Raw genomic sequence first — 23,652 nt, 5'->3', positions numbered from 1 at the left:
GTTTCGGCGTACAAACTTTATGCCATTGTTTTGAGTCGGTTCAATGTAACGAATCAATTCAGTCACGTTCATAACATTCCTTTCAATATTTTTTCGTAGTTCCTAGGTCTCTTCTTTTATGAATGCATTCTCCGCTAATGTTTTGATATGGTCTCTGATATCGGGTGCCCAATCGTCAATCAATTGGTAAAAACGATCCTGATTCCCGGCATATAGTGCTCTCAAGGCCTCTTCATGCTGAGGGAAATCGCCCGCCATTGCCGTCATAAAATGATAACTTGCTTCTTGTGCCGCGCGAGCCTTACTCTCATTTTTCCCGGTACGACGAGCTTCATCGACCAGTTTTCGCAAAGTTACAGAGGCTCCTCCAGGTTGAGATTTAAGCCAATCCCAATGTCGAGGAAGCAAAGTAACCTCGCCAGATACCACCCCCAGCTTGGGGCGACCAACCCGTCTTGTTGGTTGTTTGCTTTCCTCAGCTGATGCATGGTCAGCGTGGTTACTCAACCGTTGAAGTACCTCAGCTGTTTTTCCACGAAAATCAATATCGATTGGTTTTCCAGTCAAATCGTTAAAAATAAGCAATTGGGCGAATTCCTTATCATCCAGGCTATCCTTTACAAAAGCAACAACGTGCTGCAATGTCCCTTTGGTAATGCTCTTTCCCCCTACAAAGGCAGTACAGCTTATTTGAGTTAGTTCAGTCTGCATTTTATACCTCCTTCTTTAAAGCTCTTTTCCAATAATTATACCAGGGTAAAATAAAAGTATCAATATCACCCGGGTATAATTATTTAATCTTGTAAATTCAGCGCACCATTTCTAGAGAATCATCTGTACTTTTTTTTTCATATCATTTACCAATTAGATACATGCCTAATCGGCAATCAAACTATGTTCTTGTCCATTTCGGCAATCGGTACAAGTTGTTGTCATTGGCTCGGGACAAGAACTTGTACCGATAAAATAAAAAAGCCGCTTTAGCGACTTTCAATGGGACCATAATCTTGTCCTCGACAATAATACTCATGATCCCCCATGCGTCTCATGGATACCGACACAGGAAGGGATTTTTTAAATACCTGTGCAGCCCTGCTGTGCGAGTATGCACCATCATTTCCTATAGTCCCTAGTAAAATACGCTGCTTCCAGGTTAATGAATACTATTATAAATGCTTTTAAATTCTTGAACAAAATCAATCGTCAGCATAGGGTCATCAGAAGCGGCTACTCGTTGAAGCTCTTTTAACCAGTTCATTGATTCTTCATCCAAATTTGACACATCGTTTGTTTGATGAAAATAAAGATACAGCAATGCATGACGAAGTTTAATAGAATCTTGTAAATATACTATTTCTTCTTCTTGGATTGTATTTTCCTTCAGATATCCTTTCATAAAATGGCGGAAAAACAATTTATAATATTCCGTTTTATTATCAAATTCCTTAAACGGATAAGAAAGTGCATAATACAATGTAATCCCAATATCGTTTACGAAATACGTATAACCGCAATCATCAAAATCGAACAAATAAATGTCTCCGTTATGCAGATAAAAATTACTTTGATGAAAATCAGTATGAGTCAAACCGTATGTATCTTTGGACTTTGGCAGAGAAGTAAGTTTTGTTAATCTTTCTTTTAGAATTGAAATCATTACATCATCAGGTCGCAGGTATTTCTCCGCCTTTAATTGAACTTCTTGGTCCCAGGCTTGTCGTTTAAACGCTGGATTACTCCATTCATAACCCTTTGTGGCATGATGGATTTTCCCCAGAAATTCGCCCCATTTTTCGTAAAGCGATTCATTCCAATCTTCATCCGACACTTCTTTTCCAAGAGACATTTCGTATGAAATGGCTAGGAACGAACCATTTTCTGCAGCAATTTCTTCAACCATATTACCTCTGGTCGATGGAACAGCATTAGAAACTGCCAGTCCTTCATTCGACAAAAAATTTAAAAATTCAATTTCACCCCGTATATTATTTCTTGATCTTCTAATTGTGTGTGAGATTTTTAATATGAAAAATGCATTGTTTTTCTGGTATTCATAAACAAAGCTTTCATAACCGCCCAATAAACGAACGGTGTCATTATTAATGTCATATCGCTTTATTGCTTCAGTAAGGATCTCTTCAGTGAATTGCTCTTTAATTTGTCGTATCATCTTCTATTCCTTTCTTTCATTCATAATTTAAGTAGTTTCTTGATTTTTTCAATCGAAAATTTTGGCGACCACCTGACTCCTGCTGACCGCTTTCGGAGGTAATTGTCCAGCAGCGCCTTCTCTCATTAAATTGAGAATATTCATCAACCTTCCTAGCACTTTTATGGAAATGATGGAAACCAGAATACCATTCATGTATAATCGTGTTGTCTTTCATCACGCAAATTGCTTCTGCAGAAGCAGCGATATGGTCTTTGATTTGATTTGTATTGATCCAAATCATTAAAGATATCCCCCATCCTTTTCAGCCAATGCTGATTCTGATATCAAGGGCTTAGATGACCTTTTGCGCGGATTATAAACCTTGGTTGTTCTATACTGAAGAAAATAATTATGAAGTTCTTGGTTCTTACGAGGATTGTGACACAAGAAAAAAATAAAAAAAGAGTGTGAGATATGAAACAAACAATATTGGCTTGTATTATGATAATGATGATGGTAGCATCGGCTAGTGGAAATGTTGAAATGACATCAAATCCAAATACTTCTAGTGAGTATAAACCTGAAATGGATGAGTCTATTATTCCAAAAAACACATCCGATTGTCTTAATTTAGAACGTATAAATTTGGATAGTGAAACTGAAAAATATTTCTATGGAACTTGGAAAGTTGAGAAGCTTTTAGGATTTGCAAATTCATATAATGATGCTTCTGAATATCCAACAGGGCAAAAATTTATTGGAGATGAAATTATAATCAAAAAAGACTTTTTTTCATCAAAAGGACTTAAAAAGTATAAGAAATATCAATATGAACTAAAAAATCCATTATATCAGATTACAGCGACATGCTATAACTCTGACTCTTTTTATAGACATTATAAAATAGATATCCCAGACTTAAATATAAATGATGAAGTAAAGGCAATAGATATAAGTGACCCTTCTACAAAACTTAGCATACCTGTAAGTGTAAGTTTTTTTGTTGTTAATAACGATAGGCTTATCTTGTTATCAGAGGCAGCTATTTTTGAGCTTAAAAAAATTACGGATTACATGAATTAAGGTTATGTAATAAGTTCTGTGCTAATAGAGCAGAAAATATCCAGGAAGGGGTAGTACCAGCGAACTGGCACCACCCGCTACGATGGAACTAACTCGGTGATCAGTAAACAAAGCCGTCCACAAGAGCATATTCTGCTCTAACGGACGGCTTTGTTTTACATGGGCGGGTAAATCGATGAGTAGCGGGTTCCCCGATGACGTTTGATCAGTTAGCAAGAGCAATCGCGTCGATTTCGATCATCGCATCAGGCGAGTAGAGCGAGGATACCTCGACGAGCGTGTCTGCCGGATAAGGTTGGGACCACCATTTGCGACGAAGCTCAACAAGCTTTTCGAAGTTTGACATTGCTGTTAAATAGATGGTTACTTTAACGACGCGGTCGAGTCCCGATTCGGCTGCCTTAAGTGCGCGATCCAAATTCCGGAAAGCCTGGTCCGCCTGCTTGTCGAAATCACCGACCCCTACGAGATTGCCATCATCGCCGATTGCGGCTTGGCCTGATACGAAAACTAATCCGTTGACTTTGATTGCCTGTGAAATAAGAAAAGGAGCGTATGGATCCGGTTGAGTTTGTACTTGAGTAAATGTTGTCATTGTTATCATCCCTTCAGGTTACGTTTTTTGTATTTTTTTCGATATCCTAATCCAACTTCATATTTCAGTTACAGCCTTCGATTCGGGCAGGACAGCCCTTCCGGGAAACGATCTGATTTCTGTTTCTCGATTTCGTCATTACTATCTACTGTTGTGTCACCAATAACGAAAGTGCGGAACCGAGATAATATTTTCGCTATTGGCATGTTCCAGTGCTTGTGGATGCGCTTCTTTGTACTTTCCTGTTTCGCGGGCTTCCTTGGATGCCACTTGATCCAATCGCTTTGCCATTTTCCTTTGCATACTGGCAGCCCTGAAATGCTAAGCGAGTATAAGGCTGTGGGGATACATGCGGCAACGTAATCGGAACCCCCATTCGTTCAGCCATCGGATATTGGCAACACCTCCATCTTGTTTTTTGTTTTATACTGAGGGCTCGTATTTTGTATCCCGCCACACCGCTTTTATTGCTTGATTTGATTGTATTCCGAATACCGCATATAGTAAAATGATCAGTAAAGATGAGGACATCAATAATATTGATCTCATTACGTCAGGTGGAGGTTGGAGCCAATGGAGTTATCCGATCTGAAAATAATCATGGCCATTATTCAAGAAGGCAGTATTACCCGTGCGGCGAAAAAACTGGATTATGTGCAATCGAATCTGACGATGCGAGTTCGCAAAATGGAGACGGAGCTGGGCGTCCAGCTTTTTCATAGAACGCCGAAAGGCGTCTTGCCGACAGAAAAAGGGCTCGTCTTCAGCCAGTACGCGGCCGACATTTTGTTCAAGTACGAGGAAGCGGTTACAGCCATTCAGGAGTCTGAGCATCCGAGCGGTCCGCTCGCGATCGGCGTCGTGGAAACCGTTGCGTCCACCCCTCCCTTTATTCGCGCGTTATCCGACTTTCAAACCAAATACCCCGAAGTCGCGTTATCGCTTGTTACCGGAACATCGCCGCTTAATTATGAGAAGGTGCTGAACCGCGAATTGGATGGGGCTTTTTTCTCCGGTGAATTCGATCTCGCTCCATTAAAGGTCTCCTACGAAATTCGAGATGAGGTTATCCTACTTACTAATGCTGATGAAAGTAATTCACCTCCTGATGTTACCAATGCAACATGGATTGTTTTCCCAAAAGGTTGCCCTTTCCGATCTGCCAGCGTGGATTGGCTTCAAGGCATGGGGATAACCTCCATTAATATGATCGAGGTGAGTGCGCTGGATACGATGCTGAACTGTGTGCGAGCAGGCATCGGTTACGCGCTTTTGTCCGAATCGGTCATTACTGAAGCTGACGAGCGATTAGCCGTGCATCCGGTTCCCGAACAATATCGGTTTATGACGACAAGGCTCGTTACGCGTAAAGACCAGTTCAGCAGCAAATCGTTTGCTGCTTTCGCGAACTGCATTAAAGCGGCGGGTATTTAAGCGAATAATGGTAGGGTCATCAAGGTGTCCATGATTCTAGGCTGGTTTTATATCCAAATAAAGTCATCGCCCAGGTTATGTAATCACTTGTATTCGGGCTATACCGCCCGGACCACTGGTCATTCAACTTCCTGTTGTTTCAGCGGTTGCAATGAGTTCGAAAGACGTATTCTGCTTGAAGTTGAATGTGTATTCGCCTAGAAAATTGATGTGATCCCATCCAAGAGGGAATTGTGATTTAGCAGTTATTCCGGAAGCTTACATTGCTTTTTGCGGTGTTCAGTTGCCTGCTGGGATAGACGGTATTTCAACCACGATATCTCGATCTGTTCCAAACCATGTGTTCTCCCCTTAAATTATTTTGTATAAAGAATTGTTCTTTTGTTAAGGGTTCATTTACCTGCCAATTGCAAACCAAAAAAGCTGGCGAATAAGCCAGCTTCTAGTCTCCTAAGTATTCAGTTACTACGGTTAAAACTTATTGGTTTACTCCACAAAAGAAGTACAAACATAAGATGATGACTCGATTCCATAAAGAAAGAGAAGTCTGATTATTCTTAGACAGGCTTTCTCAAAAAATTAAAACCATTAATAATAATTCCCTTACTTAAAAATATTGGGCAACTATAAGACCAACAATAATAACAATGATTAATACTAAAGTGCCTTTCCAACCTAAACTACCTACTAAATCGACTAAACTATACTGAGCCCTTCCCATTCCGTTATTCATATGACCAAATGGATTATTTTCCAATTCTTCTTGCCTTAGTCTTTCTCTTGTTCTTTCAGGAGTTTCATGATCTTTATTCATTATTTACCCCCCTAGATAAAAAATTTTAATTAGATATCCAAGACCCTATAATTATAACATTATTATGTTATTTAATGGAATTTAATTGAACATTGAATGGATCTTAAACTATCCTGCCCGTTAGCTGAATGAGATTGCATGGAAACATAGTTAGATACTTATCTAATCGGTAATCGGCTCATGTTCTTGTCCTTTACGGCAAACCTTCTTTTCTTTATTTAACTATCGTTTCCCGCTTAAACTACACCTTTTTTCGAGCAGTTACAATGGGCTGGTAATAACCTGATTCTGATGGCATAGACCATTCGATATCCACAAACCCAGCCGTACTCAAAATATGATTAAAATCTTCTCTTAATATAGCTCTGTATCTCGTTTTGTGATGCTTTGTTATCCATTGCCCATTAATTTCTTGTATTAAAAAATGGTTTGTCTGATAGGTTTTCGCGTCATCTGACCAATCCCAAACCTGAAAAACAATTCGTTTGCCCTTCTCGAAAACGCGTGGCTCAGTAACTCTAGGCTTTTCTTTTACCAGCTCATTATAATCCCTTATGGTTATGAGGAGAATGCCATTATTTTTGACTTTTGAATACATGTTGCTCACAGCCAGATATAAATCTTTATCTGTCAGAAGGTGTGGGACTGCATTATCTGCGGAAAGAACAACATCATAAACTCCGGAAACATCTTTCTCTAATGAACGAAAATCAGCTACCCCAAAGTTTATTTTAACCCCGAAAGATTCTGCCTCTTTTGTTGCTCTTTCAATAGAAGCTGGGCTTAAATCAGTACCCGTTACTTTAAATCCGTGATTAGCCAACCCTATTGCTTGTGTACCGATACCACAGGAACAGTCTAAAAGCGAGGCACCATCTTTGCTAAGACTCGCTAGTTTTGAATGAATGAATTTGCTTAGAACCTCTCCTTGCCAAGAAATGGCATGATGCCAATCAACGAAAATAAGATGGTAATCTTCTGTTAGGTCATTATAAAAATCTAAAACAGAATCATCCAATATACTCACCCACCCACTTTGGTAATTGTAATCATCAATGGGAATTCGTCAGTCACGGTCTCAATCCTTCTTTTTATTCACAAACCTGCCCGTTAGCCTAAAGGGAATCTCTATCAGTTCAGTGCAATTTCAGAAAGTAAACAAAAAAACCGCAATTTAAGCGACTCTTTTCTGATGTTATGCTCTACTGTAATATCCATTAACAAAAAAATTTAGATCATATATGGCCTAAAGTCAAAGATCACTTAATAAAATCAATGGCTTCATTTTTAAATACAACTCACGATGAATCACTGAATGCACGTTCATTTCTTTACTATGTAGATGGAAGGTTGGTTAGTTATGTAGGTGTGGTGCACAAAACTATTAAGCATGGCGGGCAGCTATTCTACATAGCTGGACTTAGCTGTGTGGCGACTGACCCCGAATATCATGGCCAAGGATTTGGTTTGCGTACAGTCGCTGCAGCTACTCGATGGATCGAAGAGCATGGCAATACGGGTATTGGAATATTTACGTGCAAACCGTCTTTGGCCTATTTTTATGAACGTGCTGGTGCTTGGCAGGTCGCTCCGGAAGTAAAGCTTATCGGTAGTTGCGATGAAGGCGCCTTATCCAGCGATTCCTTACAGGTTGTCGTATTGATTCGTCTGTTTTCAACAAAAGCCCGAAACTATGATCCGATGCTGCGCCATACAACGATCGATCTAGATCTTCCAGTAGGCGAATTCCTATAGTTAGTGCATAGAAAAGTATCCGATCTTCATAAAAAGATCCCCCTATGAAGCATATTCATAAGCTGGAAATGCTTGTACCAGTAAAGCTCGGCTGTTGAGCTTCGCCTGTACAGAACCACCACTCTGCACTTCAGTTGAGTAAAAGCAGCCAATCATATAGATCGGCTGCCTTCTTGTTTTTATTGAGCTATAGTTAGTTTCCCAGTAGTTTAATGATTAATTTTCATAACAAGAGGGCTCATTTCTTTCAGTGTAGCAAGCCCCCACTGATCTACGAGCTTACAATAACTATCGGAGTCATGCATTTGTAGGCCACATGGACGATCGTCATGGGCCAAGCTACCTTGAGCATTTCCCATTCATTGATATGTTTACCGATTGATATTATGCATAATTGCGCTGTAAAGAAAATCTGCTAAATCCTCATTGCCATATTGATTAAAGTAGCTTTTGAATCGTGCATCGAATTTGTAGGTATGGGCAATGCAAGCCAATAACTCTGCATCGCATGTCATGAAATGCATTAGATTTTCTTTCCACTCTTCGATTAATCGCTGCACTTCATCTGTGGAAGGATCTTGATCGACACAAGACGCAATTTTTTTATATATTTCTTCCATATCGGAAAAACGTTTCTCTTTTTCATCTACTGATAAATTTTCCAACGTTTCATTATACACATTGTACGCCTTTGTTTCTCCATAAATGAATCTTGCCTCATTGGCATACTGTTCTTTCAATGGCAAAACGGTAGAACTGTTGAAGATTTGCAAATGACTAATGTCATTCCCCGAAACGTATTCATCTAGAGCTACCATGATGGTTTCTAGTCTTTGTTTTTTCGATAATAAGTTTTGACTTTGCTTCTTTAATATTTGTTTCTGTTCTTGCCTGGTCAGCTTTAAAATGTCCGCAATTTCTTTCAAGGAAAAATCCATTTCCTTTAAGAATAAAATGGTTTGAAGTTTTTCCAAACTGCTTCGATCGTATAGGCGATACCCTTTTTCCGTCAGATGTGTCGGTTTAAATAAATCGATTCTATCGTAATAATGCAAGGTGCGAGCTGTGATGCCTGTTATCTGAACAATATCTTTAACCGCTAATAATGGTTTCTTCATCCCAAAATCCTTTTACTTCGTCTAGTATTTGAGCAGCAGGCGTTATAGTTGCCTCATAGATCGTTCTTCCTGTTTTCCTTAAGTAATACTGGATTAAATAATATCCGCAAGCGTAGCCGGCGCTGTACGGCATATTGACCGGTTTAAAGTTCTGAAGTTCTGCGAGCTCGTCACCGTAAAGATACGGGGCCAATTGATCAAACCCCGTTAATTGCAACTGCTCTCGGAGCACGGGCTTAATGTGCCAGTTAAGTGTTTCTGCGTTTGTTTTCGTTACCCAAGGACCGAGCCATTCTCCTCCAAACATGGACGTAGCAAAGTTTTCAGCTAATCCTTCACTTACGATAAGCTCGCCCAAATTAACGGTATGATCCCACTGAATAAATTGATATCGCACATTATGGTTGCACTCGTGCGCCAGCGCAACCTTCATTCGAGGAATCGTGTACTCATTTGGCAAGAGTGTACCCCAGATAAACCCGGGAATGCCCCCAAAGCCGCTATATCCTTCGTTTATCGTTAAGGCACGGTTTTCCGGATTCCCTAGTTGAATGGTAAACAAATATTCAGAAACGGGGAGATTTATTTCATGCTCTATAAATAGATGTAGGCTTTCCTTCACAGCATGCTCACACTCTAACCAAAAAGAATCTGACGAAATCAACTCTACCTCAGGTGAAATCTGCGGGGTAATCTGATCAGGGGATCGATGCATCATACTATTAAACGTGACAACGTCAAAACCATTTGCCTCTTCAGCTCTAAAAGGGATCTGTTGAACTTGCCATTGTTTCATAAAGGGAGCCATCATTTCGTTTCTGAATAATTCAAGTTTTTCCTCGGGCGAAGCTTGGGCAACTTTTTGATAAATGTGGTCTGAACGCAATGTTGTTATGTTCATAATTCTCACTCCTAGTCGTTTATAGGGAGAATTATGCACTATGACCTAACGTCAGAGTCAAGAACTTTGGATCAAAATTAATTTACATGTTCTTAAAGCTATCCTGCCCGTTAGCTTAAGGAAAGGGCGTTACCGCCGTCGATGAAATCATATCGGGAATCTAACCATGTTCTTGTCATTGTGTTTATAGCGACTTTCCAAAGAACAATCCCTCGAAAGAACTTGTACAACAATCTTTTTAATTTTTAGTGGAATCTTCAACGTTACATGAACCTTAATCTGAACACCTATTCTCAGATAGTGAAACCCCATGCTCCTTCACAAAATTCGCATCCTCCTCACTTAACTCCTCTCCGACCTCATAACGAGAACTAATTTCATCCATTTTTTCTCGAATTTGAAGATCAGATAATTCTACTTCAGGCGCTGTAAATTCCATACCAAATCCACTAAAAATAAGCCCCACAAGTATTGCTGTCAAAGCTAGCCTTATGATTTTCTTTAACAAAATAAATCCTCCCTTGTATTAATTGTGGTTCTAACAATAGAAACACTTGAACAATAGAAAAGTCATACAAAATATTCAAAAACTTGCCCGTTATCTTCATGTAATTGCATGATAAAATAGCTAATCGGTAATTATGGCATTCGGTACAAGTTCTTGTCATGGTCTTTTGACAAGAACTTGATAACATAAATATAAAAAGCCGCTTAATCAGCGACTTCAAATGTTACAATGTTTTTGTCACCCTACTATTATTTTTCTATTCTAACTCATAGTAGGTTATGCTTTAATAACTTCAACCTTTTTATCCCCTGCTGTCTTCGCTACCTCTAACGTTGTTTTACCTTGGGTAGCGACTACCACGCCAGTAGCCAGCATAGAGACGATTAAAGCTGCGCTCAGGGCTGTGAGAATTTTCTTCTGGACCATAATAACCATACCTCCGATATCTATTATGTAATAAGCGGCTCACGAGCCGAGCAAGACTACATGACTGTGAAAAAGAGATAATCCAACCTAAATTTAGATAGTGTCCATCACCCAACACTATGTTCCGTTAATCAATATCAGTTATTACTTAGACTTCACTAATTAATAACAATATTTCACTTTTTTGTGGGGTAATCCACCTGGTGATTGTATTATAACGTACTGACAATGATTGTAAAAGGATTTTTCCTTGTGTTCAAATATCACGGATGATTTAATTCCGCTCCCAATAGAACCCTCCCCTCTATAACCACGTTATGCTTTTACTTCTTCCACTGCATGTTGACGAATCTGAAAAACGTGATCACACAAAATATTGATATCTTCCTGGTTATGGCTCGTTAAAATTATAGTTCTACCCTCCTCCTTGAATCTTAAAAGCAATTGCCGTATCGAATGGACACTATCGATGTCTAAGGCATTAAATGGTTCATCCAAGATCAAAACGTCTTGATTTTCCATAATCGCCTGAGCCAGCGCAAGCTTCTGCTTCATCCCTAGTGAGTAGTTTTTCACCTTTTGTTTAGTCTCAGGGTCGAGACCTACAAGAGTCATTGCCTGCCTGATCTCCTGATCACTGATCAATTGCTGAATTCTAGCCAGTCTCTTTAAATTATCAAAACCTGTTATTCCACTAATGTATCCAGGACGATCAATCACAATGCCAAAGTTTTTGGGGAACATGGATTGTTTATCCCGATAGGCGGGATTAATTATAATTTCTCCTGCATCGGGACGTATGAACCCACAAATCATTTTGAACAAAACGGATTTGCCAGATCCATTATGACCGATAATTCCGTAAATTTTCCCTTTTTCAAACTGGACGGTTGTATTCTCAAAAAGTTGAATGCCTTTAAAGGATTTACTCACGTTTTTAATATGAATTAGCGTCATAAGAGACTCCTTTACTAAAATGAAATTTTTCGTTTTCTAAACAAGTAAGCAATTATACCAATCTCTATTAAAAGATAGATCAACAGCACGATAGATGTACTAAATACGCCAGTACCGTCATCCGTAACATAACCCATACTATTTAACCCAGATGGTAGCCATTGATTTGTATTTAGTATTGGTAAGCCCGCCACCGCCAGAACACCGAGTGCAATCAAACTGTACATTGCTTCCTGCCAAACCCAACTTACAATAAATACGATAAGTATGTAGTTAAGCATCTGTAAGAATCCATTCATAAAAAAATGATAAAAAATATAAGGAAAGAGCTCTGTCATACTCTCAGTAGTATCAAACGCTAGTGTTCGTCCTTGTATGAGACCAACTAGAATAGTGGCAAAAGCTAAAAAAAGTAGTAGGCTAATCACACTCAAAATAGTCCTTTTCATTAACTGGAAGAACCAACGGTAAAAAGACTTATATCGAATCATCAGGTAATAGATATGTCCGTTTAATAGATTACTCAAGTGAAGTTGAAATAAGTACACAAATCCTAAAAACACAATGCAGAAGTAAAGGTAAATATAAAGCGAAAACCCATCTTTAGATACACCGTAAAAATTGAAATATAAGTTCTCCCAGACATATAGAACCTTTAATCCTGAATGTGTGAATTGCGTAAAAATTCCTATTAAACATATAGAGCTATATATAATAAAACGATAATGGTCAGATAAAAAGATGGCTAAACTCTGTAAAAAGCCCTTACTCCAAAGGACGATAAGGGAAAGAGAGATTGTAATGATCAAGATTAATAGAATAAATGATGGAAGAAAAGAATCAAATGTAGAATATGCAGAAGAAAGAATGCTGTAATTTGTTACATTTCCCAAAACGAATACAGCAGGGAAAATTTTATATGAGATGATCGCTCCTATAAAAAGAAACAAACTAGTACCGGCAATTACATTCATCCTCGGGAAACGTGCATAAATAGATGCTGTAACAACATGTAGCGTAACTAAAAAAAGACTGAGCAGTGCAGTTTGTAAGAGTAAAATGATCCAAGGAGACAAACCAGTTCCCTGTAAAACAAAAACAACATTATTTAAAGGTGAATATGTCATTCCCCAGACACTCCACTCATTTTCAACTGGAGTACCCATAGCAACTAAGAAACTAACCATTACGGAAAAAGTCTGGAATATGAACAGCATTGGGCTTAACCGGCTTATTGTATGGAATATCCATTTTGGAAAACTCTTAAGTCGAATAAGTAGAGTGTAATCCCATTCTTTAATGATAAGTTGACTTGAAAAAAACAACCAAAAAGGTAAATAAAAATAGATGTTCAAGAAAGGACTGCTCAAAAATGTGAAAATTATGTCCCATTGATTCAACGGAAGCTGTTCAAGATTATTTGCAGCAAAAGTCACACGAATACTCCAGCCATAGAGGAGAATAATGATAATGAAAATACTCCACTTCCATGTGGTAAATTCATCAAAGATCTTTTTAATATAACTCATAACAAGGTATCAATCCGTTCCAAATTCTTATTTACAAAGAAAGCAAGGATGGTACATATGATGAGAAGAAATAACAAGGGTATAAAAGCTGTCCAAATCGGCAATTGCATGTAGCTATACGGAAATATTGCATCAGGAAACCTAAAACGCATTAAACTATTGTCTAATCCCATCACGAAACTACCCAAAATATACATAAGAAAAGGGATGGATAAGGCCCAAAACTGGTTACGTATAATGATTACCAAAAAAAATCCAATCATAGCATAAACAGCAGCATTAAAACCCACCCAACAAGAATATAGAAAACCGTATGTTAGCGAACCATATTGTAGGAGTTGTGTGAAGGTATGTCGCGTATAGGAATCCTGAATGACTGTAGTTTCAGTAAGTTTGTAGGCTTCAGGTTCAAAGTGAATTAACCCTAACGGCTGAACAATATAGAAAGAAAATAAAAAATACCCGAACGTGAACACAAAAAAAACACCAAATGTGGTTAGGCTGTTAGCTATAAATTTTATCAATAACATCTTTCGAAGTGGAATTCTCATACGGGTATATACTAAAAATCGATTTTTTATTTCCTGAGAAAAGGAACCTACATAAACCAATGTAGCCAAAAGCACAAAAATAAGAGGCAATATACCCTCAAGCATGAAAGTGAAGACATCCAGACGATCTCGGAAAGAAACACTATTACGCTGCACTATAAAATAAAAAAAAGGCCCTAACATAAGAAGAAACCAAATCACGATTCGTTTGATAGAAAGAGAATTTTGTATCTCTTTCATGACAGAGTAATTTTCTATGTTAACAACTTCCCTTCTCTTCAGTAGGCATCCTGTTGACGAACATCAACATTCTGTGCTGCAGTAGCATGCATACTTAAATCAGCAGAACCACCCGTAGCAGCCTTTTGTTGAATAGATGAAGTCACATTTCGATTATTACCTGGTAGGGTTCTTGACTCTCTCGCTATTTGAAATGGTTAGATAGACTGCGATTTTACATGGGAACGAATATAAAATTGGTTATCAACACGCCTCAAAGTCTTCATGTCAAGTATAGCGAAGAGATATATTATTCAATTAGATTTAGTTTCGAAATTTAACACTCCAAATATATACCATAAAATATCAAAAAATGGAAACCTAATTTTGGGTTATAATATTTAAAATATTCCATGTTCGCTGCAGCTTTACGTCGCCACGGTAGTACATGTCAGCTAAGTGCCAGGCATCCAGGACATCTGTTTTGACTTTGCGCCTACTGTGTCCCTTTTGCTCGTTCGGGTTGCAACCGATTCACCATGTAATAGGTGTAGCCACCTTGAAGCCTACCCAACATTTCCCCGAATTGTTCGAATCCACTCGTTCCATGTTTTCTACAGCTTTTCCATAGGACTCGTTTCGTTTTCCGAAACGCCTGTACCACACTTAAACCTTTAGCGACAACAGGTTCAATCTCCTCACTCACTTTATATGAAGAATAATTTATTCCCCATATGATTTTTTTCATTTGAACTTAAAAAGTTGGAGGCGTCGATACGGCAATGACCAGGGTCTCTCCTCTCCATACATTCTTATAGCTATGCGGCGTCCTGGCATCAAAATAAATACTATCTCCCTCTTCTAGCGTATATCTATCATTCCCTAGCATAAACTCCAAGCACCCCGACTGGACATACAGAAATTCCTCTCCTTCGCTGTGTCCTACACCCACATCACCAGAAGTCGCACCCTCTTCAAGAACCCCCCATATGGGTCCCATCTTATTTCTACTTCCCTCGCTAAGGGAATACCACGTAATACGTGAGCCTTCAGAATGTAGCAATGGTTTACGTTCGTTTTTTCTCACAACGATGCTTTGCTCTTTCTCTCCAAATAGATCAGTAAAATTAACATTCAACGCATTGGCAATCCTTTTTAGAACACTGATCGAAGGATTCGCTTTGTCCCGTTCAATTTCGCTGAGAAAAGATAATGAAATGGATCCCGCCTTTGCCACTTCTTTAAGTGTTAATTTCTGTTTTTTTCGGGTATTTCTAATGACCTCGCCTATAGAATTCATCTTTCATTTCTCCTACACATTCATTTTTTCGCTGTCAGCGAAATTTACATTTGATAATAATCAAAATATTGAGTAATAGCAAGCTTTCTTACAAAGGTTCAATTTCGGTGCAAAAACGTTGATTTACCAGCATTATTGGACTAAGATTTTAACAAGGCAGATGTGAAAATATGATCCCGGGACATTTACACATCATTCTTTTCCATATAACATTTCATTTTCAGCGAAATTTTAAAGGAAGGCGATGAACCATATGACTAAGCTTCCTAAGATTTACACCGTAGGCGAAACTACGGTTACCCGAGTCACGGAAATGGTAATCAGTGGCGTTCCACCTGAAATTTATTTCCCAGGTACATGGGATTCCTCTTTTTTGGAAGCGAACAAAGAGTCCTTCTCAGAGGGTTTGATTGATGAAAACTCTCAACTTATCGTCAGTATTGGCACCTGGGTCGTGAAGACACCCCAGCATACGATTCTTATTGATACAGCGACAGGCAATGATAAAAACCTGCCACTGAATCCGGATCTTGCTAATCTGCATCTACCTTATCTCGAGCGACTTCAAGAGGCAGGTGTTACTCCAGAAGAAGTCGATTACGTGTTACTAACTCATTTGCATGTGGATCACGTCGGTTGGAATACAAAGCTGGTTGACGGAAAATGGGTACCGACATTCCCGAATGCAAAGTACGTATTTCCCATTAAAGAACAAGAGTATTACTCCAGCGAAGCGAGCCATAACAAAGAAAATGAAGCGAACTTCAACGTTTACGAAGAGAGTGTACTTCCTGTCATTGAGGCAGGCATGACGGAAACAATCGGTCCAGAAGGCGGAAAATTTCTAGATATATTTACATTCATTCCGACTCCAGGTCACAGTATTGGACAAATGTCCATTCGTCTTTCATCAGGTGATGAAGAAGCTTTGTTCGGGGCCGATATCATGCATCATCCCTTCCAAGTCATGAGGCCAGATTGGAATTCTATGTACTGTGAATTTGGTGAGCAGGCTCGAATCTCGCGCCGCTGGGCTTTGGAATACATCGCCGATCGTCCAATTATTTATTTCAGTACGCATTTCCCAGAGAGCTCAGCCGGATACGTCACTAGAAGCGAAGATAGCTTCAACTGGCACTTTATCTAATACATCAAAGAGAGGGTAAAATATGATGTCCAACCATACATTCAACAAATCTATCTCCATCGTATCTGAGAAATTTAACATTGCCAGCGATACGCCGGGGATTGAGCTATCGGTCCTTAATAAACGTCCAACATCTATGACTGTCTTCTCTAATGAGAAGACGATCGTCATGGTCCATGGTGCTACTTATCCAATTGGTAGCTTATACGATGTGGAGCTAGACGGTTTTACCTTCCTTGATTACCTCGCTAGTCACGGCTATGACGTCTATGGTGTAGATGTTCGTGGCTATGGTGGATCCACAAGACCGCCAGAAATGGATCAACCTGCCGATCAGAATCCCCCGCTTGTCCGTACAGAAACCGGAGTCCGTGACTTTGGCTCGGCTGTAGACTTCGTCCTGAAGCACCGCAATCTATCGAAGGTCAATGTACTTGGGATGTCTTGGGGCGGCACAGTGGCTGGAGCATATACAAGCCTTAATAACAACAAAGTGAACAAGTTAACTCTTATTGCCCCTCAATGGCTGAGCAACAAACCCATCCCTATTGATACTGGCGGCTTGCTTGGCTCTTACCGCCTTGTGCCAGCAGGTACTACTAAAGAACGCTGGTTAAGTGCTGCTCCTGAAGGGAAACGTGACAGCTTGCTCCCTGACGGTTGGTTTGAGAAATGGGTTGAAGCAACTCTGGCCTCGGATCCTAATAGCAAGACTGTACATCCTGAGCATATCCGTGCTACCAACGGGCCAATTCTAGACATACGTGAATATTGGACGGTTGGCAAAGCCTACTACGAACCTAAAGATATCACCGTACCTGTCCTCCTCATTCATGCGGAGTGGGATATTGATGTACCGTTAGATTTGGCTCAAAATTTCTTTACTTCCTTAACCGGAGCCTCATATCGCCGTTGGGTGGAAATCGGAGAAGGAACTCACATGGTACTGCTCGAGAAAAATAGAGTTCAGGCGTTCCAAGCTGTTCAATCTTTTCTAGACGAGAATTACACACCAGCGGGTCAATAAACAACGCAATCAGCTCATTTCAATACGTTCTGACACCCGCAGCGTATTGCTGCGGGTTCTATATTAAGCGATCAGACACATGATCTCCATTAACGATTTGTCTTATTGGTCAAATCATCAATATTCTTGTTTCCCTCTTCTTTGATATCACCATAAACCCGTATCCCGTTCTCGGAAACGGCGTTATATAAGCGCTTCCCCGTATCCCGGGCATAACCCCACGCGAAACTCTTGCGTTCATTGACCTTTTTCAAAAGTTCGGTATTGGGGAACTCCTGGTTGTCTTTCGATTTCAAATAATTAAGGGCTGCCAGCAGATGTGAATTCTCTTTGTTCGCTAGACCTTGCATGGTTTCTCGTGCACGATTGATTTCCCCTTGTTTTTGTTCTTTCTGTTTATTGGCATCCCCTTCCCCTTTCTCTTTCCACCTCGTCCACTCGCCTCGTAATTGTTCATAAGCTTTATTCAGTACATTTTTTAAAGCCTCGTCATTATTCACGGACATAAATTCGCCGCCACCAGAGGCAGCAATCTGTCGAAGCAGTTTTTGTCCTTCGTTATCCACATCAAAACCAACAATATTCACGATCGTCTTCACTTTGGACTGATGTAGTTCTTTTGCAACTTGAGCAGGTTTTCCGCCGCAGGTTTCAATGCCATCACTTACGACGTAAACAACAGAATCGGTGGTCTCCGGATTGATATCCTTTTTGACAGATTGAAGAGCATTCGCGATGGGGGTCCAGCCTGCCGGCTCAACTTTTTGGAGTGCTGTTTTTATTTGATTCGTCTGATCGCCCTGGCCATGAAAAATCTCTTCTGTACTGTCGCAGGATACTCGCTTATCTTTCTGATCTCCTGTCCCTTTATGTCCATATACCCGTAGTGAAACTTCTGCATTGTTGGGCAGTTTATCTGCGAAAGTCTGAATCGCTTCTTTTGCCGAATCCATCTTTGATTTTCCGTTGATCTGTGCTTTCATACTGCCACTGGCGTCAAGCAGGATGGAGATATGCAGATTCCTGTTTACGGGCAATGTAATCTTGCCTTCGGGTCGTTCATTGTTCACGCTGATTTCGGTATCAAAGTTCATAAAAGTCGTGACGTACGGACGATAATCTTCAGCAAGTAGGAGAAGCAATTCATCCTTATATTGATCCGTAGTCAAGTTGCTTGGCAATTGATCCAACGCTGCCTGAACTTTCTGTTCATCATAGTTGGAACCGGCAAATCGCCCTGGAGGCTTCAATAATATTTCTTCGTCTGTCAAGGAAGTCTGAGTTTCGTTGTGGTTTGAGTCCGGTGGGTTCTGAATTTCGGAATGGGGTTCATTGAGATCGGAATCCGGCGAGTTGTGATTGTTTGAATTGTTGTTCTCCGGTTCGTCCTTTTGAATGGATTCTGATGCGTCTTGATTTGTTAAAACATTCTTATCCTGTTCATGACTGCAACCCGCTAGAAATACGATGAACGCTATTAATATGAAGAGAGAACTTCGAATCATTAACTTTCCTCCATTTCACAGCTTTTGCTGGTACGTGCAGACCCGTTGTGCCGATTTCCACTGCAGCCGGCCCCGACGGGCTCGCCTTAATCAGTCCTTCCGTATTCCATTTACCTACGAATACACTCAAGCGAGTAAGCGTAGGATCCGGGTTGGGCGGATTGTGTGGGGCAAGGGAAGCACCCTTTTCTGACATTAATTAAGTTCCTCCTTCATCATTATGAAATGATAATTTACTTTTAATCTATCATGAGACAGGTGATGTGGCTTCTTATCGATTGCTATTTCCGGAAGTCGAATCACCTCTCTCCGGACATCGACATGTGTCTCACACAGGTAGTCCTTTATATAGTCATCCGGGTGTCTTTTGTCTCAGTTCTTAAATTCCAACACGCCGTTTTTATCACTTTCTCACCCTGTTACTCGTTGTGGTATTAAGCTAATCTGCCCGTTACTTCAAGGATTAACAAAAGACGCCGCCCTTGCGGCAGCTTTGTTCTATCGTTCTTCTTTAGCATAATCGTTACTCTTTCTCTAGCGGCATCCAGATCGCCCCTTTATTTTACCATATGTATGCGGATTTGGATGAATTCGGTGCTTGTTTATGCCGTCTGTAATGGAACCGAGTTCTTGACATTAAAACGTCAGGGTTTCGCGACACTTGGAGATCTAAGCGGTGACGAACCTTGCTTTGTGTGACGTCCTTCGATGAAATCATAAAGGGAATGTAATAAGTCGGGAATGTTATCAAGTACTTGTCATCCGAATCTAATCACTAATTGTTTTCTTTCTCATCTGATAACAGATCCAGATTAGAGGGGTTAGCTTTCTACATAAGTCTCTTCTCTCCCCCGTGCTTTCACCTGGGAGCACCGCTGGAATTGAATGCGAGTTTGCATGGAAGCTTAGTTAGATACTTATCTAATCAATAAACGCATCATGTTCTTGTCTTTTACGCCTATCGGGACAAGAACTTGTTCCAATAAAACAAAAAAGCCGCTATAATAGCGACTTTTAATGGGACTATGGCGTATGTATACACCCCAAAGCCATATCCCTCAACAGTTTTATATCAAACGGTTATATATCAATAAATCCACTCTACTGCTATATTCATAGTCATCTGATCGAAACAATAACTTAAATTGACATATCAAAATGATAAAAACTCAGGTAGTTGTTGTTCACGCTTGTCGAGCATAATCTGTTCCGGCTTAATGCCCTGCTCACGCAGTACTTCAATGTTCTGAAGGAGGAATTCGTCGCTGCCGACAACATAGAACAGTCCATCCTTGTCTGTAGCAAGATTTTTCACTTCTTCATAGTAGTCTGTACGATTATCGACGAACTGTGATGTGAACTTCTTGTCAGGAACGGATTCGAAAATATTAGTAAATAAGAAATCTTTTGATGAATCTATGTTCAGGGAATGAATTTGATTGACATGGTCAGCGCGTTCGAAATAATCAAGAACAAGCGGTCTGAAAGTTGCCAGTCCGACACCTGATGACAGCAGGTAAACATTTTTGTCTTCTCTTTTAAGCGGTACATTCGAATGAGTTTTAAATATGGCAACTTCATCGCCGACTTTAAGATTTCTTAAAATCGTTTTAAACTCAGAACACTGCTCTCTGATTCGTGTTGTGATACCGATTGATTTTTCGTGCGGTAAAGTAGAGATTGACATGTGGCGAATCAGGCTGCGGTTTGGTTTATCTCCGGCATTAAACCCTTCCAGTGCGAAGTGGGTGTGGGAACCTTCTTCCCATGTAAAGTCTTTCGGACAATCGAGGAGGTACGTTTTAACCTCCGGTGTTTCTTCAATAATCTTATTTATTTTAGTCCAATATATTTGCATGATATATCCTCCCTACTCCATTATATGTATTGTTTTTAATATACAACAAGTGATAATAATTCTCAATTAAAAGGTTCGCTAACTCGATGATTTGATTCTGAGCCCTGACGTGGGCTTCTTGATCCAACGGGATTGTATTAGTTCTTGTCGTTGAGTTAGGACAAGAACTTGTACCCTTTGCTGTAACTTGCGTTCTTTTCACCTTATGAATTTTTATCCATCTTCGTTTAGCAAAATAAAACCAAAAATAAAAAAACCGTTGGATCTAAATCATCAATGAGTTTTTAAAAATTTAATTTTTTAATCTAGAAATTGTATTTTTCAGGATTTCTAAAAAAATCAAGATAATTATACCTTCCAATAGGTTCAAAGGTCTTCCTATCCTCATTGAACTCTAAAACAATGATATCTCCACTCAGTCCAGAATTAGTTTCTGTTTCAACTATGGCTATTCTGTTCTCAGCTAGCTGTACAACTGACTCGCTAACGGACGGTGGAAAAACAGGTTCATTATTTTGGGGGAATGGCTTAAGAGCAATAAGTATAAGACAAATTAAGATTCCAATCAAAATCTTTGTATTGATTTTTTCCTGCATTGCTTCTCCTCCTACTAAGACTTTTTTAAGTATCTACACATATATAAAACACATTGTATCAAATAAAGTTTGGTTTCTTATCGGGATATATTTAAAGCTGGTAGTTTGCCACTGCGGTAGCTACTCATGTCGGTCATCTCCACGAGTTATGAACAGAAGACGTTCTTTTTATTCGAAGTGTGTGATGTTGGAACAGAGTTAGTGACGAATATTAATTAGGTTGGCTGAAGCTGTACGTACCAAGAGAGAAAATAGTACTTTGTTTTTTTACTGTTCCTTTTCTATAAGTTGCCCCGACAATATTCCTGCTCTTCTGATGACCTCTATTCTTTCCTCTCTTCCTTCTGTTTTTTTATCATGTCGATAGCAGTTTTAAAATTCGTAATTACATATCCCGTTGTCTCAAAACCATTAGGAATTTCTACAAATTCTTTTACCTTAACTAAATAATAAAGCCTATATGCATCGAGCTCCTTCCAATACCAACTTGCAAAGAGTGATTTTTCCTCTGACAAAACTAATCCTGCTTCTTCCATAACCTCTCTGTTGAGACCATCAATAATTGATTCGTCCTTTGTCAATCGTCCTCCGATAGTTGTTAAAACTTTTTCTTATTGCATACCAACTTAATTTGAATCTTGTCCTTCATAGCTTACTTATTCTTATTAACCTATCGTGTCTGTTAACTTAACGATGATTGGTAATTAACTCATTATGTAAGGCGACTTTCTATGGGATTATGTTTTTGCCCCTCGATACTAACATTTAACTGTCTTTTGCTCGTGTAGCAACTAATCAGTTTTGATTTCATCTTTGAAATTAAAATGTTCATGATGGATCGCATCCATCCCAACCAACTTACTACTCTTATTATGGTAATATGCGAAGTTATTATTTAGCGGCATTCGAAGTAATTGATAATTGTGATCTCTTGGCAAAGATTTGACGTCCTTAAGTGCTAAATCACGGGTGGTGTAAATACCTATTGGAAAGAAATTTGGAAAGCAAGTTGAAACATCAACAACGAAAATCCCCCAAACGTAATCATTTGGCACATAATTCACCCTTATTCTTTATTTTAAGTTCTAAAACCAGAGTTAATTATTCGGTGACCAGTTGGATTATCCTGTTAGCTGAAAAGGCTGCCGATGATCTCGGCAGCCTTTTGTTCATGGTGTTATCGTTTCCTGTAGTTCAGCGCTATTCATCATTTGAACACTATAGGAATTCGTCGATCAACGAAAATCCATTGATGATCCTCATCCGACTATCTTTCAGAAAATCGCGAGTCCAATTGTCCGGCTGACGTAAATCCCAGCTCCGGTATATACCAACGAATACAATTATTTCGCGAAGTTTAAGGAAGAGTGACAACTGTTCCTTCCAGCCTTCTGGCAGCCGTCGGCCATTTTTAGTATAGCCTAGTGCAAAATGTTCGATGAAGAGTTCGTACTGCATTTTCCGTTCAGACTTCGAATCTTCCCCGAATACATAAAGCAAATAATAAAGTTGAATGGCAATGTCCTCGGCATACCAACTGTATTGGCATTCGTCAAAATCGAAGAGTGTGATTTCACCTGTTTCGTCGACCATAAAATTCCCTGCATTGATATCCCCGTGAATCAGACCGAAATTATCTGGAGTAACAGGCTGACTAGCCAAACGCTCTTTAAGTTCATCAAGGACACGAAGGATTGGTGCATGCTCGGGTGGTAAATACTCCCGAGCGTGTAAAAGGTAATCGTTGCGCTCCCACGAGTGTCTTCTGGCCAAAGGTTCATAACGTTTGGCCAGATCATGTAGATGTCCGGTCATGCATCCGCATTGCTCATAGAGCATGGGATTATTTAGACATTCCGGGTATCCGATTTTACGGCCGGGAGCGTGTTTGAAGGAGGTCGCGTAGAAATCGACTATCTTCCCAGAGACACATTCGACGTCTATTCCTTGATCCGAAGGTATCGGTTCTGAGACTGACATTCCATTCTCTGCGAGATAACGGATCCACTCTAATTCGGCTTCAAGTCCTTTCTGAGTACGCAGAGTGCTAGGTGTGAAACGGGGAATGTATTTGGATCCTTCGCAAGTGTAGGAATAGATGAAATTTTGAAATCCTCCAATGAAGGACAGCTCCTTCAAGCTCAAACCAAATCGCGCGGCACCTTCTATGGTGTGTT

The 23,652-nt window shown here is 39.7% G+C and carries 23 protein-coding genes; 5 read left to right on the top strand and 18 right to left on the bottom strand.

The window, feature by feature from the left end; translation table 11 throughout:
* Window positions 1-102: 102 nt before the first annotated feature.
* The 3 genes from B9D94_RS14110 to B9D94_RS14100 form a co-directional block, all read right to left on the bottom strand.
* Entirely contained in the window at window positions 103-711 is a 609-nt protein-coding gene (locus B9D94_RS14110) for a DUF2239 family protein (protein WP_148247298.1), read from the bottom strand.
* A 442-nt stretch (window positions 712-1,153) separates the two neighbouring features.
* Window positions 1,154-2,170 carry a phosphotransferase enzyme family protein gene (locus tag B9D94_RS14105; protein ID WP_148247297.1) on the bottom strand — a complete coding sequence of 339 codons (1,017 nt, stop codon included), beginning with the start codon at window positions 2,168-2,170 and terminating at the stop codon, window positions 1,154-1,156.
* Window positions 2,171-2,186: 16 nt separating this feature from the next.
* Window positions 2,187-2,453, bottom strand: a complete 267-nt coding sequence (locus B9D94_RS14100; RefSeq protein ID WP_148247296.1) for a hypothetical protein — start codon at window positions 2,451-2,453, stop codon at window positions 2,187-2,189.
* A gap of 173 nt (window positions 2,454-2,626) precedes the next feature.
* Here B9D94_RS14100 and B9D94_RS14095 point away from each other — a divergent pair, with 173 nt between their 5' ends.
* Complete coding sequence (locus B9D94_RS14095; RefSeq protein WP_148247295.1) at window positions 2,627-3,235, top strand: hypothetical protein; 609 nt, start codon at window positions 2,627-2,629, stop codon at window positions 3,233-3,235.
* A 205-nt stretch (window positions 3,236-3,440) separates the two neighbouring features.
* Here the strand turns inward: B9D94_RS14095 and B9D94_RS14090 are convergent, their stop codons facing one another.
* Entirely contained in the window at window positions 3,441-3,830 is a 390-nt protein-coding gene (locus B9D94_RS14090) for a RidA family protein (protein ID WP_063479587.1), read from the bottom strand.
* A 573-nt stretch (window positions 3,831-4,403) separates the two neighbouring features.
* Here B9D94_RS14090 and B9D94_RS14080 point away from each other — a divergent pair.
* Window positions 4,404-5,264, top strand: coding sequence for a LysR family transcriptional regulator (locus tag B9D94_RS14080; protein ID WP_006210668.1), 861 nt, complete (start codon window positions 4,404-4,406; stop codon window positions 5,262-5,264).
* 607 nt (window positions 5,265-5,871) lie between these two features.
* Here the strand turns inward: B9D94_RS14080 and B9D94_RS14075 are convergent.
* Window positions 5,872-6,078 carry a DUF6366 family protein gene (locus tag B9D94_RS14075; RefSeq protein WP_006210667.1) on the bottom strand — a complete coding sequence of 69 codons (207 nt, stop codon included), beginning with the start codon at window positions 6,076-6,078 and terminating at the stop codon, window positions 5,872-5,874.
* 241 nt (window positions 6,079-6,319) lie between these two features.
* On the bottom strand, window positions 6,320-7,096 hold the full coding sequence (locus B9D94_RS14070; RefSeq protein ID WP_148247294.1) for a class I SAM-dependent methyltransferase: 777 nt from the start codon (window positions 7,094-7,096) through the stop codon (window positions 6,320-6,322).
* A 257-nt stretch (window positions 7,097-7,353) separates the two neighbouring features.
* On the opposite strand from B9D94_RS14070, the gene B9D94_RS14065 reads away from it, so the two are divergent.
* Window positions 7,354-7,833: a GNAT family N-acetyltransferase gene (locus B9D94_RS14065; protein ID WP_138917794.1), complete on the top strand. Its 480-nt coding sequence runs from the start codon at window positions 7,354-7,356 to the stop codon at window positions 7,831-7,833.
* 371 nt (window positions 7,834-8,204) lie between these two features.
* Here the strand turns inward: B9D94_RS14065 and B9D94_RS14060 are convergent, their stop codons facing one another.
* The 7 genes from B9D94_RS14060 to B9D94_RS14025 all read right to left on the bottom strand — a co-directional run bounded on the left by B9D94_RS14060 (window position 8,205) and on the right by B9D94_RS14025 (window position 15,342).
* Window positions 8,205-8,951: a MerR family transcriptional regulator gene (locus B9D94_RS14060; protein WP_148247293.1), complete on the bottom strand. Its 747-nt coding sequence runs from the start codon at window positions 8,949-8,951 to the stop codon at window positions 8,205-8,207.
* Window positions 8,926-9,852, bottom strand: a complete 927-nt coding sequence (locus B9D94_RS14055) for a DUF2268 domain-containing putative Zn-dependent protease (RefSeq protein WP_148247292.1) — start codon at window positions 9,850-9,852, stop codon at window positions 8,926-8,928. The genes B9D94_RS14060 and B9D94_RS14055 overlap by 26 nt, the downstream gene beginning before the upstream one ends.
* Before the next feature lie 274 nt (window positions 9,853-10,126).
* Complete coding sequence (locus B9D94_RS14050; RefSeq protein WP_006210599.1) at window positions 10,127-10,360, bottom strand: YidC/Oxa1 family membrane protein insertase; 234 nt, start codon at window positions 10,358-10,360, stop codon at window positions 10,127-10,129.
* A gap of 276 nt (window positions 10,361-10,636) precedes the next feature.
* Entirely contained in the window at window positions 10,637-10,786 is a 150-nt protein-coding gene (locus B9D94_RS30980; protein ID WP_006210600.1) for a hypothetical protein, read from the bottom strand.
* A gap of 315 nt (window positions 10,787-11,101) precedes the next feature.
* Window positions 11,102-11,743, bottom strand: coding sequence for an ABC transporter ATP-binding protein (locus tag B9D94_RS14045; RefSeq protein ID WP_036639130.1), 642 nt, complete (start codon window positions 11,741-11,743; stop codon window positions 11,102-11,104).
* Between the two features lie 14 nt (window positions 11,744-11,757).
* Complete coding sequence (locus tag B9D94_RS14040; protein WP_148247291.1) at window positions 11,758-13,272, bottom strand: hypothetical protein; 1,515 nt, start codon at window positions 13,270-13,272, stop codon at window positions 11,758-11,760.
* 1,524 nt (window positions 13,273-14,796) lie between these two features.
* Window positions 14,797-15,342 carry a helix-turn-helix domain-containing protein gene (locus B9D94_RS14025; protein ID WP_036639127.1) on the bottom strand — a complete coding sequence of 182 codons (546 nt, stop codon included), beginning with the start codon at window positions 15,340-15,342 and terminating at the stop codon, window positions 14,797-14,799.
* Window positions 15,343-15,595: 253 nt separating this feature from the next.
* On the opposite strand from B9D94_RS14025, the gene B9D94_RS14020 reads away from it, so the two are divergent.
* Together B9D94_RS14020 and B9D94_RS14015 are read left to right on the top strand one after the other, a co-directional pair.
* Complete coding sequence (locus B9D94_RS14020; RefSeq protein ID WP_148247289.1) at window positions 15,596-16,489, top strand: MBL fold metallo-hydrolase; 894 nt, start codon at window positions 15,596-15,598, stop codon at window positions 16,487-16,489.
* Between the two features lie 22 nt (window positions 16,490-16,511).
* Window positions 16,512-17,516, top strand: coding sequence for an alpha/beta hydrolase (locus B9D94_RS14015; protein WP_253806158.1), 1,005 nt, complete (start codon window positions 16,512-16,514; stop codon window positions 17,514-17,516).
* An 89-nt stretch (window positions 17,517-17,605) separates the two neighbouring features.
* Here B9D94_RS14015 and B9D94_RS14010 read toward each other — a convergent pair whose 3' ends face one another.
* From B9D94_RS14010 to B9D94_RS13985, 5 genes are all read right to left on the bottom strand, one after another.
* Window positions 17,606-19,021: a vWA domain-containing protein gene (locus B9D94_RS14010; protein ID WP_006210148.1), complete on the bottom strand. Its 1,416-nt coding sequence runs from the start codon at window positions 19,019-19,021 to the stop codon at window positions 17,606-17,608.
* 1,153 nt (window positions 19,022-20,174) lie between these two features.
* Entirely contained in the window at window positions 20,175-20,879 is a 705-nt protein-coding gene (locus tag B9D94_RS14000; RefSeq protein ID WP_006210149.1) for a ferredoxin reductase domain-containing protein, read from the bottom strand.
* Between the two features lie 305 nt (window positions 20,880-21,184).
* Window positions 21,185-21,475: a hypothetical protein gene (locus B9D94_RS13995; protein ID WP_036639117.1), complete on the bottom strand. Its 291-nt coding sequence runs from the start codon at window positions 21,473-21,475 to the stop codon at window positions 21,185-21,187.
* 323 nt (window positions 21,476-21,798) lie between these two features.
* Window positions 21,799-22,056: an NUDIX hydrolase gene (locus B9D94_RS13990; RefSeq protein WP_253806157.1), complete on the bottom strand. Its 258-nt coding sequence runs from the start codon at window positions 22,054-22,056 to the stop codon at window positions 21,799-21,801.
* Window positions 22,057-22,693: 637 nt separating this feature from the next.
* Window positions 22,694-23,620 carry a phosphotransferase enzyme family protein gene (locus B9D94_RS13985; RefSeq protein ID WP_172963946.1) on the bottom strand — a complete coding sequence of 309 codons (927 nt, stop codon included), beginning with the start codon at window positions 23,618-23,620 and terminating at the stop codon, window positions 22,694-22,696.
* Between the last annotated feature and the right edge of the window lie 32 nt (window positions 23,621-23,652).

Origin of the sequence: Paenibacillus sp. Cedars (genome assembly GCF_003184205.1) — a bacterium.
GTDB classification, from domain to species: Bacteria; Bacillota; Bacilli; order Paenibacillales; family Paenibacillaceae; genus Paenibacillus_AQ; species Paenibacillus_AQ glucanolyticus.
Note: the sequence above shows the minus strand (reverse complement) of the source record. Positions and strands in the feature narration are given on the sequence as shown.

Excerpts from the sequence above, each read along its gene's own strand:
- B9D94_RS14110 (WP_148247298.1), bottom strand. The coding sequence starts at position 711 with ATGCAGACTGAACTAACTCAAATAAGCTGTACTGCCTTTGTAGGGGGA.
- B9D94_RS14105 (WP_148247297.1), bottom strand. The coding sequence starts at position 2,170 with ATGATACGACAAATTAAAGAGCAATTCACTGAAGAGATCCTTACTGAA.
- B9D94_RS14100 (WP_148247296.1), bottom strand. The coding sequence starts at position 2,453 with ATGATTTGGATCAATACAAATCAAATCAAAGACCATATCGCTGCTTCT.
- B9D94_RS14095 (WP_148247295.1), top strand. The coding sequence starts at position 2,627 with ATGAAACAAACAATATTGGCTTGTATTATGATAATGATGATGGTAGCA.
- B9D94_RS14090 (WP_063479587.1), bottom strand. The coding sequence starts at position 3,830 with ATGACAACATTTACTCAAGTACAAACTCAACCGGATCCATACGCTCCT.
- B9D94_RS14080 (WP_006210668.1), top strand. The coding sequence starts at position 4,404 with ATGGAGTTATCCGATCTGAAAATAATCATGGCCATTATTCAAGAAGGC.
- B9D94_RS14075 (WP_006210667.1), bottom strand. The coding sequence starts at position 6,078 with ATGAATAAAGATCATGAAACTCCTGAAAGAACAAGAGAAAGACTAAGG.
- B9D94_RS14065 (WP_138917794.1), top strand. The coding sequence starts at position 7,354 with ATGGCTTCATTTTTAAATACAACTCACGATGAATCACTGAATGCACGT.
- B9D94_RS14060 (WP_148247293.1), bottom strand. The coding sequence starts at position 8,951 with ATGAAGAAACCATTATTAGCGGTTAAAGATATTGTTCAGATAACAGGC.
- B9D94_RS14055 (WP_148247292.1), bottom strand. The coding sequence starts at position 9,852 with ATGAACATAACAACATTGCGTTCAGACCACATTTATCAAAAAGTTGCC.
- B9D94_RS30980 (WP_006210600.1), bottom strand. The coding sequence starts at position 10,786 with ATGGTCCAGAAGAAAATTCTCACAGCCCTGAGCGCAGCTTTAATCGTC.
- B9D94_RS14045 (WP_036639130.1), bottom strand. The coding sequence starts at position 11,743 with ATGACGCTAATTCATATTAAAAACGTGAGTAAATCCTTTAAAGGCATT.
- B9D94_RS14040 (WP_148247291.1), bottom strand. The coding sequence starts at position 13,272 with ATGAGTTATATTAAAAAGATCTTTGATGAATTTACCACATGGAAGTGG.
- B9D94_RS14025 (WP_036639127.1), bottom strand. The coding sequence starts at position 15,342 with ATGAATTCTATAGGCGAGGTCATTAGAAATACCCGAAAAAAACAGAAA.
- B9D94_RS14020 (WP_148247289.1), top strand. The coding sequence starts at position 15,596 with ATGACTAAGCTTCCTAAGATTTACACCGTAGGCGAAACTACGGTTACC.
- B9D94_RS14015 (WP_253806158.1), top strand. The coding sequence starts at position 16,512 with ATGATGTCCAACCATACATTCAACAAATCTATCTCCATCGTATCTGAG.
- B9D94_RS14010 (WP_006210148.1), bottom strand. The coding sequence starts at position 19,021 with ATGATTCGAAGTTCTCTCTTCATATTAATAGCGTTCATCGTATTTCTA.
- B9D94_RS14000 (WP_006210149.1), bottom strand. The coding sequence starts at position 20,879 with ATGCAAATATATTGGACTAAAATAAATAAGATTATTGAAGAAACACCG.
- B9D94_RS13995 (WP_036639117.1), bottom strand. The coding sequence starts at position 21,475 with ATGCAGGAAAAAATCAATACAAAGATTTTGATTGGAATCTTAATTTGT.